Origin of the sequence: Chloroflexus sp. MS-CIW-1 (assembly GCF_030444705.1) — a bacterium.
In the GTDB taxonomy this organism is placed as follows: domain Bacteria; phylum Chloroflexota; class Chloroflexia; order Chloroflexales; family Chloroflexaceae; genus Chloroflexus.
This window is the reverse complement of record NZ_JAUBWR010000002.1, coordinates 688,747-701,796: the sequence shown is the minus strand read 5'-3', so window position 1 is coordinate 701,796 and position 13,050 is coordinate 688,747. Positions and strand designations below refer to the sequence as shown.

Genomic DNA, 13,050 nt, shown 5'->3' with positions numbered 1-13,050 from the left:
GAAAGAGGAGAACGACCCGTGACTGTTACTCAGGCATCGTCATCATCAACTCAGCCGACCATCCCGTTGATCGGTTTTAGCATCAAAGATAAACCAAGCTCTGACATTATCAATACCTGTGTGCATTGTGGATTATGTCTCTCGTCGTGTCCGACCTACCGTGAAACCGGATTAGAAATGGCTTCGCCGCGCGGACGGATCTACTTGATGAAAGCGGTTGACGAAGGACGCATCAGTCTTGCCAGCGAAGTCTTTCAAGAGCAGATGAGCCTGTGTTTGAATTGTCGGGCGTGTGAGGCTGTGTGTCCTTCGGGGGTGCAGTATGGTGCCATCCTTGAAGCCAGCCGGGCCCAGATCGAGCAGGCACGGGCCGGTAAAGCCGGGCCACCGGCCATACCAGGCACACCAGAACCAAAGTTACCTCCCCGTCCGTTTTGGCAACGTGCCCTGCGTGGAGCTGTCTTCGGAGTACTGTTCAAGCGGATGGAGGTATTCCGGCTCTTCTCAACTATGATGCGGCTCTACCAACGCAGTGGCATCCAATGGCTTGCTCGCAAGAGTGGTTTACTCAAGCTCCTCGGTCTGGCCGATACCGAAGCGATGTTGCCGCCAATCAGCGATCACTATAGCGTACCACACGGTCAGATTTTTCCGGCTGAGGGCGAACCTCGCTACAGTGTTGCGTTGCTGACCGGTTGCATCATGAGTACTGCTTTTGCACACGTGCACGAAGCAACCATTCGCGTCTTGCGCAAAAATGGCTGTGAGGTCATTCTACCGCCCGATCAGGGGTGTTGTGGTGCGTTGCACACTCACGGCGGGGATCTCGACGGTGGTCGCGAGTTAGCTCGACGTAATATTGCGGCATTTGAAGGATTAGGGGTTGATGCAATTATTGTCAATGCTGCCGGTTGTGGCAGCACGCTCAAAGAATATGGTCACCTCCTGCACGATGACCCGGAATGGCGTGAACGCGCCGAGCGGTTTAGCGCCAAGGTAAAAGATGTCCATGAATTTCTTGCCGGTATTGACTTCAATCGCAGTGAATTAGGCCGATTGAACATCACGGTGACGTATCAAGAGCCGTGCCATCTGGTACACGCTCAACGCATCAGTGCACAGCCACGGGTATTGTTGACTGCCATCCCCGGTCTCACCCTGAAAGAAATGCCCGAATCCTCACTGTGCTGTGGGAGTGCCGGTATCTATAACATCACTCAGCCCGACATGGCGATGAGTCTTGGCGCCCGCAAGATTGATAATGCCCTTACCACCGGTGCTGAGATTATCGCCACAGCAAACCCTGGCTGCGCATTGCAATTAGCGGGAGAACTACGCCGCCGCGGAAAGAATGTTCAGGTGCGATATATTATCGAATTGCTCGATGAGTCCTATCGGGTATTTGCAGCCACTTCCTGACAATTCTGGCAAGTAACTTCTTACAGCCCTGTGCAGCCAATAGATTGTGAGATGGCTTGCACAGGGCTTGTTCATGTTGCGCGTTTTCTGCAAGGTATGCTACTATAATTGTACAAGTCGGCACAAAGATCACGCCGAAACTGGCGATAAATTCGGTAGTTAGCTCGCAACAATAATACCCATACTGTAAGCATCACGTCTGGTTTGGAAAACTGTAAACTACGCTATTCCTGCTAGATACCAAACCTAGACACGACAAGTATCAGCTTGTCAGCATTGATGGGTTAGCTTTCTGTTATAATCACAAGTGATTGAATGTGCCCGAATTCACAAGTTTGAGGGCGGGATTGGAACCGCTACGTATCTAGTCTGGCCACACCAATGAGTGAGATGAATCTTCACCCTGCCAAGCCTGAGATCGAGGCTGTCCGCGCCCAGTTACAGCAAGTGCGCGGCAAGCAATTCTGGCGTTCGCTCGATCAACTGGTCGATACGCCGGCCTTCCGCGAACTGCTCGCCCGTGAATTTCCCCAGGGTGCGAGTGAGTTGAGCGATCCGGTGTCACGTCGTTCGTTCCTCAAACTGATGGGAGCATCGTTGGCGCTTGCCGGTCTTTCTGGCTGCACCTTCGCGATCAAACAACCGCAAGAGCAGGTTGCGCCCTTTGCCCGTGCACCGCGTGATCAGATTCCGGGTATTCCCAACTACTACGCTACTGCCGTGACCCTCGATGGGTTTGCGCTTGGGGTTACGGTGAAGAGTAACGAGGGGCGTCCAACCAAGATCGAAGGGAATCCGGTTCATCCGGCCAGTCTGGGCGCAACCGATGTATTTGCCCAGGCCGAATTACTGGCTCTCTACGATCCTGATCGCCCTGAGACGGTACGGCGTAGCGGTTTGCTGAGCACGTGGGAGACATTCCTGACGGCAATTACCGAAATGTTGCAGGTGCAACGTGCTTTGCAAGGCCAGGGGTTACGGGTACTGACGCCAACGATCACATCGCCAACGCTGCGCTCACAGATGAAGGAGCTGCTGACAACATTTCCGGCAGCACGTTGGATTCAGTACGATCCGGTTGGGCGCAGTAATACGTATGCTGGTACAAAGCTGGCGTTTGGAGCGCCGTATGAACCTCGCTACGATTTTACGCAGGCTGATGTTGTGCTGGCACTTGATGCCGATTTTGTCAGCGAAGGGCCTGGCCGGGTGCGCTATGCCCGTGATTTGATGCAGCGGCGGCGGGTTCGCGCCGAGACCAACACGATGAGCCGTTTGTATGTGGCCGAGCCGGTGTTTTCACCAACCGGTGCAATTGCTGATCATCGGCTGGCAGTCTCGGCTGGTATGATCGGGCAATTAGCGGCAGCAGTGGCAAATCAGTTGGGGGTCGCTGCGGTTGCACCGGCAACCGGTCTGAACGAGAAGCAGCAGCAGTGGGTGTCGGCTGTCGTAGATGATTTGCGGCGAGCTGGCTCGCGGGCGGTCGTTATTGTCGGTGAAGCGCAGCCGCCAGTTGTGCACGCTATTGCTCATGCCATAAATCTCCAGCTCGGTGCCGTAGGAACGACTGTCGAGTATACTGAACCGGTTGCGCAACCGTCAGATCTTCAAGACCTAGTGACCCTGGTGAACGATTTACGGGCTGGCAATGTCGAGCTACTGGTCATTATTGATAGTAATCCTGTCTTTACTGCTCCAGCCGATCTAGGTTTTGCCGAGGCAATGCGGCAAGCAAAACAGACTGTTGTGCTCAATCCTTATGAAGATGAGACGGCAGCTCTGGCAACGTGGTTTATCCCGCTAACCCATCCTCTTGAATCGTGGTCAGATGCGCGTGCCTATGACGGCACAGCAACGATTATTCAGCCGCTGATCCGCCCTCTATACAGCTCGCGGTCGGCACATGAGCTGGTGGCCGCCCTGAACGGCAATATCGGGACAACCGATTACGATATTGTGCGTGCGTATTGGCAGCAGCAAACCGGTCTAGAAGATGCTGCATTCGACGACTTCTTCAAGCGAGCACTTAGCTCAGGTGTCGTTGAAGGCTCACGTTTTGCTCCGGTTCAAGTGTCGCTTGTCAGTGGCCTGCGTCTTGAGGCGCCATTGCCGACAGATGGTCTGGAGTTGATCTTCCGGCCTGATCCGGCGATCTGGGATGGTCGCTTCGCGAATAACGGTTGGTTGCAAGAGTTGCCACGTCCGATGACGAAACTGACGTGGGATAATGCGGCGCTGGTCAGTCCACGTACCGCAATTCGCTTGCTCAATTTACCTTTCGATCCGAATAGTCTGTCTGCTCCCGGGCGAGCTCGTGAACAGGCGCTGGAACGGCTGACCGGTGAGAACGGCCGCATGATCGATGTCACCACACCGGTTGGTGCACTACGACTACCAATCTGGATTGTGCCCGGTCATGCAGAAAATACCATCACGGTAACGCTCGGTTATGGTCGGCAACAAGGTGGTCGAGTGGCAGAAGGCGCTGGTTTTAATAGCTATCGCTTGCGTCCGAGTGCAACACCGTGGCTGGTTGCCGGAGTCGGTGTAGCTGCAACCAACGAACGTTATCTGCTGGTAAGCACCCAGGATCACTGGACGCTCGAAGGGCGTGATGTGGTGCGCGCCGGTGAATTTACTCGCTTCAAGGAAGACCCCAAGTACATTGCCAAAGAGGTCTATGCCGAGAAGTACGGTTCGCCTGAGCGGAAGCCGAAGTATCAGTCATTGCTACCGGGATCGTTGCCTGGTTATGATTACAGCACCGGTAATCAGTGGGGGATGGTGATTGACCTGTCGGCGTGTATCGGCTGTAATGCCTGTGTGATCGCCTGTCAGGCTGAAAATAACATTCCAATCGTTGGAAAAGAGGAGGTCGCTCGTGGGCGTGAGATGCACTGGATCCGCATTGATCGCTACTACGCTGGTGAGGACCTCGACAATCCCGAAGCATACTTAATGCCAATGACCTGCGCGCATTGTGAACAGGCGCCCTGTGAGTTGGTCTGTCCGGTTGCGGCTACTGTTCACGATGCCGAAGGTATCAACAACATGGTCTACAACCGCTGTGTTGGAACGAAGTACTGCTCGAACAACTGTCCCTTTAAGGTGCGCCGGTTTAACTTCTTGCAGTATAGCGACCTGACCAGCGAGAGTCTGAAGCTGATGCGCAACCCAGAAGTGACGGTGCGTAATCGCGGTGTGATGGAAAAGTGCAGCTACTGCGTACAGCGGATCAGCGCAGCACGGATCAAGGCGAAGGTCGAAGGTAATCGGCCTATTCGCGATGGTGAGGTAGTCACTGCGTGTCAGCAAGTTTGTCCGACCGAGGCGATTATCTTTGGCAATATCAATGATCCTGATAGCCGCGTGGCTAAGATTAAGAAGCAGCCGCACAACTACACCGTGTTCGATGAGTTGAATCTCAAGCCGCGTACAAGCTATCTGGCACGGGTACGCAACCCCAGTGAAGGGCTTGACGGTGGGCACAGTGCAGGGTAAGAGCAGATCGGCCAGGGAAAGCTGGCTAGTGCTAGAAACGAGTATTGGCGTATGAAGTATTCTATTCGTCAATCAATTCTGGCTCGGGTAGTGCGGCTGGCCTGGTTGCCGCTCTGCCTGGTGCTGGTTGCCTGTCACGTTGACATGTATGACCAGCCTAAATATAAGCCGAATGATGTGAGCAATTTCTTTCCAGATGGGCGCGCAATGCAGCCGCCGCCTGCTAATACGGTGCCGTTGAACAGTTATAACCCCAACTCGCCATTAATGACTGGCCGGGTCGAGGGTCAACTGGCCGATCAGTTACCACCAGAGATCAAACTTGATGCCGCCCTGCTTGCCCACGGACAGTCGCGCTACAACGCTTTCTGCGCTCCGTGTCATGGATTGGTCGGTGATGGTCAAGGTGTGATTGCTTATCGCGGACCAATGACGGTACCAAGTTTGCATCAAGATCGATTGCGCACGGTGCCCATCGGCTATTTCTTTGATGTGATCACGAACGGTATTGGCAGAATGTACAGTTATGCGGCCCGTATTCCGCCTGAAGACCGTTGGGCGATTGCGGCGTATGTTCGTGCCCTGCAATTGAGTCAAAATACCGATGTGGCCTTGTTGAGTGAGGCTGAGCTGGAACGAGTTAAAGCCGGTCGCTAGGCTAGAGAGTGAGAGACGCGACGTATGTCTGCCCAAATCTTTCCGCGTAATGCAAATGCGATCTTCCTGGCCAGTCTCTTTGGCCTTGTGATGCTGATCATAGGGACGATTGCGGCGATGGTCGGTTTCTACCTCTCGCCATGGTATACTGATGTAGGAGTGGCCAAAGCCCAGCCGGTTCCATTCAGCCATAAGCATCACGTAAGCGAGTTGAAGATCGACTGTCGGTATTGTCACGCCACGGTCGAGAAGGCCGCTCACGCAGGCTTTCCGGCAACTGAAACCTGTATGTCCTGCCATTCCCAGGTCTGGACGAACAGCCCTTTGTTGGAAGTGGTTCGTACTAGCTATCAGACCGGGGAGCCGGTGGTTTGGAACCGTATCTACGACCTGCCCGATTTTGTTTACTTTAACCATTCAATTCATGTTGCAAAGGGTATTGGCTGTAGCTCATGCCACGGTCGAATCGATCAGCAACAGTTAGCGGCAAAAGCGCAGCCGTTGTACATGGGCTGGTGCCTCGGTTGTCATCGCGCTCCTGAAGACCATATTCGACCACGTGAAGAGGTTTTCAATATGGAGTGGGATGTTAATTCGCTATCGCTGGCCGAACGGAAGCAATTGGTGATCGAATATCAGATCCCCACCGATGGCCGCCTGACCAACTGCTTCGTGTGCCATCGCTAGAGGAGACGTTACTATGAGTCATGCTCACGTTCACAGTGAAGGGCCTTCCGCTGAGAGTCTGGCGCTGAATCACGAAGTTAGCGATGCGCAGTCGCAGCCAATTATCTGGGGTGTGGTAATAGTAGCCGGGGTGCTGATACTTTCCTTTGCGTTAATGGCAGGAGTTCTGGCACTAACTGCTGGTTCTGTAGCTGATACCAGTAACGCGCTTTTGGACGACGAGGTGACGCAATTGCAGTTGCCGCCAGCGCCGCGCCTCGAACAAAATCCACGGGTAGAAGGTGATCGGATTATTGCTGAAGCCACGGAACATCTCGAAAGCTATGGCTGGGTCAACGAACGAGCCGGTCGTGCTCATATTCCGATTGAGCGTGCGATGGAATTGCTGCTTGAGCACGGTTTTGATGCGGTGAAGTGATGAATTTCATCATCCTAGATCGTGAGATGGTGTGATGAAACGCCGGTATTGGATAACGTTCGTTGCTTGGTTTGCTGTCCTGTTGTGGATGCCTGCGGTCGCGTTAGCCCAGGGCGGTAAGCCGAATCCGGCAGATGGCGTTGCCTTCGAGCAGCGGATGGGTGAACAGGTTCCGCTCGATGCCCGTTTTATCGACGAGCAGGGCATTGAAGTTCGCCTGGGGCAATTCTTTACTACTGGTCAGCCAGTGGTGCTCGTGATGAGCTATTACGAGTGCCCAATGCTCTGTTCGTTTGTGCGTGAAGGTGTGTTGGCGGCGCTACAGCAGGTACCGCTGACTGCCGGGCAGGATTTTCAGGTGGTCAACATCAGTATTGATCCACTCGAAACACCGATGATGGCGGCGGGTGTTAAGACCTTAACCTTGCAGCGCTATGCGCGGGCCGGTGCTGAGCAAGGGTGGCATTTCCTGACCGGAAGTGAAGAGCAGATTCGGCGGGTCGCCGATGCAATTGGTTTCAAATATTACTACGATGAAACCATTGATCAGTATGCCCATGCTGCCGGTTTTGTTGTGCTAACGCCGCAAGGAAAAACTGCTCGCTACTTCTTCGGGATCGAGTTTAACGCATCTGATCTGAGGTTGGGTCTGGTCGAGGCGTCAGCCGGAAAGGTCGGGAACGTCATCGACCAAATCCTGCTTCTGTGCTATCAGTACAACCCTGTTACCGGTAAGTACACGCCGACGATTATGACGATTATCCGCATTGCCGGTGTGCTTACCGTTATCGGGATTATTACGCTCATTGTGACGTTGAGTCGCTCGACACCTGGCGGTCATCTACCGCCACCACGCGAATCGGTGCCAGCTTGATGGTAGTAGTAACCGGGGCAGGAATGCGCCTCCAGACAGGACGAACGTATGCGCGATTTTCCATTATTTCCTGATCAGGCATCAACCTTTGCAACGCAGGTTGATCAGCTCTACTTCTTCCTGGTAGCCCTGAGTCTGATTTTTGCTGGGGTGTTACCGTTCGTCATTCTCTATCTCATCGTTCGCTATCATCGCAGTCAGAAAGTTGACCGGAGCAATCCTGTTAATTCCAATTTAAAGTTAGAGCTGACCTGGACCATTATTCCGCTCATTCTGGTCATGCTGGTCTTTTTCTGGGGTGCATTTCTCTATGTCCAGATACGAACGCCCCCTGCTCGCACGCTTGATGTCTACGTGATCGGTAAGCAATGGATGTGGCATGTGCAGCATCCGAATGGGAAGCGTGAGAATAATGAACTGCATGTTCCGATTGGGCAGCCGGTCAAGCTCATTATGACATCACAGGATGTCATCCATAGCTTTTACATTCCAGCATTCCGCGTGAAGCAAGACGTGCTACCTGGTCGGTATACGGTCATGTGGTTTCAAGCGACGAAGCCCGGCGAATACCATCTCTTCTGTGCAGAATACTGCGGTACCGAGCACTCACTGATGATCGGGCGTGTGGTAGCGCTACCGTTGGCCGATTACGAGCGTTGGCTGGCAACACCTGGGCCGGTCATCTTACCGGACGGTTCAATTGATACTGGCCGACCAACAGTGGTCGCGAATCTTGGCGATCCAATGGCTGCGGCTGGCGCCCGGCTCTTCACCAACCTCGGTTGTGCCGGGTGTCATGCAATGGCAGGTGGTGGGGTAGGACCGAGTTTAAAGGGTCTGTACGGGGCAACCCAAAAGCTAAACGATGGCTCGACTGTGACCGCTGATGAGAATTACCTGCGCGAATCGATCCTGAACCCAACCGCAAAAATTGTTGCTGGCTATGCGCCGGTGATGCCGTCGTATCAAGGGCAGATCAGTGAAGATCAGCTCAACCAGTTGATTGCGTATATCAAGTCATTAGCAGATACGGGGAATTAAGCCTATGGCTACGCTTTCACTTCCACAGAGTAGCTACATTCGCGATAACTCACGCACTTTTGTCGAGTGGCTCAAGTCGTGGTTGTTGACTGTCGATCACAAGCGGATCGCGATTCTCTACCTGCTGTCAATCAACTTCTTCTTCCTGCTCGGTGGCCTAGCCGCAACACTGGTGCGGGTCGAGTTGATTACGCCGCAGGGCGATCTGATGTCGTCTGATGTCTACAACCGGGCGTTTACGTTGCACGGCGTGATCATGGTCTTTTTCTTTCTGATCCCGTCGATCCCGGCCGTGCTGGGGAACTTTCTGGTGCCGTTGATGATTGGCGCCCGTGATCTGGCTTTCCCGCGCTTAAACCTGCTAAGCTGGTATCTCTACATGATCGGTGGTCTGTTTGCCCTGATCGCTGCTGTGTTTGGTGGGGTTGATACCGGTTGGACATTCTATACGCCATTCAGTTCAACCTACTCAAACTCAAATGTGGTGATGACGATTACCGGTGCATTCATTATGGGGTTCTCCTCTATTCTGACCGGACTCAATTTTATCGTCACCATCCACAAGATGCGGGCACCAGGATTGACTTGGTTCCGGTTGCCACTCTTCATTTGGGCAAACTACGCAACCAGCATCATTCAGATTCTGGCCACGCCAGTATTGGGTATTGCCCTACTGCTGGTCGTCGTTGAGCGCTTGTGGGGAGTTGGTATCTACGATCCGGCCCTCGGTGGTGATCCGCTGCTCTTCCAACACCTGTTCTGGTTTTACTCGCATCCGGCAGTTTACATTATGATCTTGCCGGCAATGGGTGTCATTAGCGAGTTGATCAGCACCTTCTCGCGCAAGCGGATCTTTGGCTACGAATTCATTGCCTTTTCGAGTATTGCTATCGCAATCCTGGGCTTCCTCGTGTGGGGGCACCATATGTTCGTTAGTAGCCAGTCGGTGTACGCGGGGCTGATCTTCTCGTTTATCACGATGCTGGTTGCTATTCCTTCAGCGATTAAAGTCTTTAACTGGACGGCGACGCTGTACAAGGGTTCGATCAGCTATCGCACACCGATGCTTTATGCGCTTGGCTTCATCGGGTTGTTTGTAATCGGTGGTCTGACCGGCATTTTCCTTGGGGTAACGGCGGTTGACCTGCATGTGACCGATACGTACTTCGTGGTAGCGCACTTCCACTATGTGATGGTAGGTGGTACGATTATGGCTTACCTGGGTGGAATCCACTTCTGGTGGCCGAAGATGACCGGACGGATGTACAACGAGACGTGGGGTAGTATTGCAGCCTTGATCATTTTTGTTGGCTTCAATATGACCTTCTTCCCGCAGTTTATTCTCGGTTATCTGGGAATGCCGCGGCGCTATCATGTCTATCCGCCAGAGTTCCAGGTTCTGCACGTTATGAGCACTGCTGGGGCGAGTATTCTGGCGATTGGGTTCATCGTGCCACTGATTTACTTGGGTATCTCATTGTGGAAGGGGCGTATTGCCGGTGATAATCCGTGGGGTGCAACCGGACTTGAGTGGAAGACATCATCGCCGCCACCCACTCATAACTTTGACAAGACACCCATTGTAACCGAAGAGGCGTATGCGTACCCGCCTGAAGCGGCTGAGCGTGATGCAGCATCATGGCGACCGGGTTCGCCGCTTTAGAGCAGGTTCGTGATTGTCAGGGTTGCTGTTAGGTTCAGAAGTGATGAACAGTCGTCGGCAGTGGCATTGACAGGTTAAGGCAGAGGAGAGAGCGTTGGCAACGATTACTCACGAAGAGGCGCATGTGCATGTTCACGGTCCCGAACTGCAACATCAGTTCGAGACACCAGAACAGCAGAAAGAAGCAGCCACGCTAGGCATGTGGGCCTTTCTCGTCACCGAAATCATGTTGTTCGGTGGTATCTTCATGGCCTACATCGTCTACCGTTGGGCCTTCCCTGAAGCATGGGAAGAATCGGCAGCAATGCTGAATACGCCGCTTGCAGCGGTGAATACGGTTGTGCTGCTGGTAAGCTCGCTAACGGTGGCACTAGCAGTAAATGCAGCCGAGGAGGGAAACAAGCGGCGTTTACTGACTATGCTCGTGTTGACCATGATACTTGGTCTAACCTTCTTGCTCATTAAGGGTTACGAGTATAGTGAAAAGTTTGCCCACTGCGCTGGCGCTAAAGATCCAATCAGTTGGATTACCGGTAGTGATTTGCATGAGAGTCACGAGTGTCTGGTGCCGGGCCGAAACTTCATGTTTCCGAGCGAGCATGGAGCAACGAGCAGTGGTCATGGACATGGAGCAGCCAAGACTGGTCTGATGCAGTCTGGACATCAGCTCTTCTTCTTCCTCTACTTTTGCGCGACTGGTCTGCACGCCATTCACATGATCATTGGCCTGGGGGTGATGAGTACGATTACGGTGATGGCGTTACGGAATACGTTCTCGCCGACGTATTACACACCGGTCGAGATTGGCGGTCTCTACTGGCACCTGATCGACATCATTTGGGTCTTCCTCTTCCCACTGTTCTACCTGGTTTAGGAGGTTGCGATGGCCGAGCAACACGTACATCATACTGTTCATCACCACAGCGCCGGGCATGCCCATATTTCGCGGGGAACCTACTATCGAGTCTTCGCAGCGCTGATGGTGCTTATGGTGCTGACCGTCGCTGCCTGGTGGGTTGAGAAGAATCTGATCGAGATGCCGGGCTGGCTGGCCGTCACGATTGCGATGACGATTGCGATTGCCAAGACGGTACTGATCGTGCTCTATTTTATGCACGTGAAGGTGAGTTCCCGAATTACGCAGGTGTATGCGGCAGGTGCGTTTGTCTGGCTGATTATTCTGTTTGTGATTACGATGGGCGATTATTTTGCTCGTGGTTGGCCGCCCCAAGCCGGACCGTTGCCGTAAGGGTGTATTTGGTTTCTCGAAGGGGGACAGACGTATTTGGTCGGGCAGGCATTGCACCGGTTAAAGAGATATGTTACACGAGGGGCGGTCAAGATACCGCCCTTTGTCTATAATATGCGGGCCGGAGGTTCGCGCACCGAGGCGAGCGGTCACATACTGCGCACCGAGGCGAGCGGTCGCGTCCCGCAGAGGCGGGCCGGAGGCCCGCGCACCCAGGAGACCGGTCACATACTGCGCACCGAGGCGAGCGGTCGCGTCCCGCAGAGGCGGGCCAGAGGCCCGCGCACCGAGACGAGCGGTCACATACCGCGCACCGAGGCGAGCGGTCGCGTCCCGCAGAGGCGGGCCGGAGGCCCGCGCACCCAGGAGACCGGTTACATACTGCGCACCGAGGCGAGCAGTCGCGTCCCATAGAGGCGGGCCGGAGGCCCGCGCACCCAGGAGACCGGTCACATACCGCGCACCGAGGCGAGCGGTCGCATCCCGTAGAGGCGGGCCAGAGGCCCGCGCACCGAGGCGAGCGGTCACATCCCGCAGAGGCGGGCCGGAGGCCCGCGCACTTTAACCAAATCAACCAAACATTGATCGTAATTGAGCCAGATTGATACAATCGAGACTGGGTAGGGTGAGATCGGCCGGCGGTAGTGGAACCTGGCTGGAAATTGCCCCTGGAATGGCGACGACTGGACAACCGGCAGCACGGGCCGCTCGGATGCCGTTAGGTGAGTCTTCGAGAACCAGGCATACAGATGGCGGCAGGTTCAGACGCCGTGCGGCGGTCAGAAAAAGATCAGGCGCTGGTTTGGTTGCTGCCACATCATCAGCCGTTACCACGACGGCAAACGCTGATCGTACATTGAGCCGTTGTAACCAGCCTTCGACCCATTGTCGGCTACTACTGCTGGCGACAGCGCATGGTAATCCGCTGGCATAGGCTTCGGTGAGCAATTCGGCAACACCGGGTAACAGTGATTGGCGTGTACTTAACACGTCTTTACGCTGTTGTCGCCGGGCCAGAATGGTGTCTCTGGCTGCTGCCACCTCTTCAGCCAGCCGTGGATCACGCTTACGGAGGAGCGCCACAAGATGAGCGTGCGCATCGAAACCCTTGTTGGCGCCGAGAGTGACTGCCCAGTCATCGACGCTGAGGGTTTCGCCGTATTCAGCATAGATCTCTTGCCAGCTTTGCAGAGCCGGTGTTTCAGTATCGACCATAAGGCCGTCGAAATCAAAAATGAGGGCCTGGATCGGCATAGAACCTTCCTTCAAATGTTTGGTCAAAACCTGACAGATTATATACATTTCAGAGTGTTTCTGAAAAATCCCTTTTCGACACTAGCCCCTTTCTTTCCTTTCCCACTTTGGGAGCGGGAGGGCTGGGGAAACATGAGGGTGCTAGCCGTGTTTCCCAAATGTTAGCATGCGGACCAGAGGTCTGCGCTTAGGGTATGAGCTATGTTTCGGTATTATCTCAGAGCCTGATCAAAAACCTAGATTTCTCATTGGGCACGTACCGTACCCGTGCGACCATTGCGTGA

12 protein-coding genes are annotated in these 13,050 nt (G+C 54.1%); 10 read left to right on the top strand and 2 right to left on the bottom strand.

The features are described from left to right. Nucleotides 1-18 precede the first annotated feature (18 nt). The 10 genes from QTO31_RS15800 (at nt 19) to QTO31_RS15755 (ending at nt 11,512) form a co-directional block, all read left to right on the top strand. Nucleotides 19-1,419, top strand: coding sequence for a (Fe-S)-binding protein (locus tag QTO31_RS15800; RefSeq protein ID WP_301430055.1), 1,401 nt, complete (start codon nt 19-21; stop codon nt 1,417-1,419). A 381-nt stretch (nt 1,420-1,800) separates the two neighbouring features. Next, nucleotides 1,801-4,923 carry a TAT-variant-translocated molybdopterin oxidoreductase gene (locus QTO31_RS15795; protein WP_301430053.1) on the top strand — a complete coding sequence of 1,041 codons (3,123 nt, stop codon included), beginning with the start codon at nt 1,801-1,803 and terminating at the stop codon, nt 4,921-4,923. 51 nt (nt 4,924-4,974) lie between these two features. Further along, entirely contained in the window at nt 4,975-5,580 is a 606-nt protein-coding gene (locus QTO31_RS15790) for a c-type cytochrome (RefSeq protein WP_301430052.1), read from the top strand. A gap of 24 nt (nt 5,581-5,604) precedes the next feature. After that, nucleotides 5,605-6,267: a cytochrome c3 family protein gene (locus QTO31_RS15785; protein ID WP_301430050.1), complete on the top strand. Its 663-nt coding sequence runs from the start codon at nt 5,605-5,607 to the stop codon at nt 6,265-6,267. A gap of 13 nt (nt 6,268-6,280) precedes the next feature. Further along, on the top strand, nt 6,281-6,685 hold the full coding sequence (locus QTO31_RS15780; protein ID WP_301430049.1) for a hypothetical protein: 405 nt from the start codon (nt 6,281-6,283) through the stop codon (nt 6,683-6,685). A gap of 34 nt (nt 6,686-6,719) precedes the next feature. After that, a complete protein-coding gene (locus QTO31_RS15775; protein ID WP_031459301.1) occupies nt 6,720-7,559 on the top strand; it encodes an SCO family protein in 840 nt (279 codons plus the stop codon). A gap of 48 nt (nt 7,560-7,607) precedes the next feature. Next, nucleotides 7,608-8,600 carry a cytochrome c oxidase subunit II gene (gene coxB, locus QTO31_RS15770; protein WP_301430047.1) on the top strand — a complete coding sequence of 331 codons (993 nt, stop codon included), beginning with the start codon at nt 7,608-7,610 and terminating at the stop codon, nt 8,598-8,600. Between the two features lie 4 nt (nt 8,601-8,604). Further along, nucleotides 8,605-10,263, top strand: a complete 1,659-nt coding sequence (ctaD, locus tag QTO31_RS15765; protein WP_301430046.1) for a cytochrome c oxidase subunit I — start codon at nt 8,605-8,607, stop codon at nt 10,261-10,263. 94 nt (nt 10,264-10,357) lie between these two features. Beyond that, nucleotides 10,358-11,137 (top strand): cytochrome c oxidase subunit 3 family protein, encoded by a 780-nt coding sequence (locus QTO31_RS15760; RefSeq protein WP_028458717.1) that lies wholly within the window; start codon nt 10,358-10,360, stop codon nt 11,135-11,137. 9 nt (nt 11,138-11,146) lie between these two features. Continuing rightward, nucleotides 11,147-11,512 carry a cytochrome C oxidase subunit IV family protein gene (locus QTO31_RS15755; protein ID WP_301430044.1) on the top strand — a complete coding sequence of 122 codons (366 nt, stop codon included), beginning with the start codon at nt 11,147-11,149 and terminating at the stop codon, nt 11,510-11,512. A 60-nt stretch (nt 11,513-11,572) separates the two neighbouring features. Here the strand turns inward: QTO31_RS15755 and QTO31_RS15750 are convergent, their stop codons facing one another. After that, a complete protein-coding gene (locus QTO31_RS15750; RefSeq protein ID WP_301430043.1) occupies nt 11,573-11,965 on the bottom strand; it encodes a hypothetical protein in 393 nt (130 codons plus the stop codon). 117 nt (nt 11,966-12,082) lie between these two features. Further along, on the bottom strand, nt 12,083-12,766 hold the full coding sequence (locus QTO31_RS15745; RefSeq protein WP_031458377.1) for an HAD family hydrolase: 684 nt from the start codon (nt 12,764-12,766) through the stop codon (nt 12,083-12,085). Nucleotides 12,767-13,050 lie beyond the last annotated feature (284 nt).

Coding starts and splice junctions, on each gene's coding strand:
- QTO31_RS15785 (WP_301430050.1), top strand. CDS start 5,605: ATGTCTGCCCAAATCTTTCCGCGTAATGCAAATGCGATCTTCCTGGCC.
- QTO31_RS15745 (WP_031458377.1), bottom strand. CDS start 12,766: ATGCCGATCCAGGCCCTCATTTTTGATTTCGACGGCCTTATGGTCGAT.
- QTO31_RS15775 (WP_031459301.1), top strand. CDS start 6,720: ATGAAACGCCGGTATTGGATAACGTTCGTTGCTTGGTTTGCTGTCCTG.
- coxB (WP_301430047.1), top strand. CDS start 7,608: ATGCGCGATTTTCCATTATTTCCTGATCAGGCATCAACCTTTGCAACG.
- QTO31_RS15790 (WP_301430052.1), top strand. CDS start 4,975: ATGAAGTATTCTATTCGTCAATCAATTCTGGCTCGGGTAGTGCGGCTG.
- QTO31_RS15795 (WP_301430053.1), top strand. CDS start 1,801: ATGAGTGAGATGAATCTTCACCCTGCCAAGCCTGAGATCGAGGCTGTC.
- QTO31_RS15755 (WP_301430044.1), top strand. CDS start 11,147: ATGGCCGAGCAACACGTACATCATACTGTTCATCACCACAGCGCCGGG.
- ctaD (WP_301430046.1), top strand. CDS start 8,605: ATGGCTACGCTTTCACTTCCACAGAGTAGCTACATTCGCGATAACTCA.
- QTO31_RS15780 (WP_301430049.1), top strand. CDS start 6,281: ATGAGTCATGCTCACGTTCACAGTGAAGGGCCTTCCGCTGAGAGTCTG.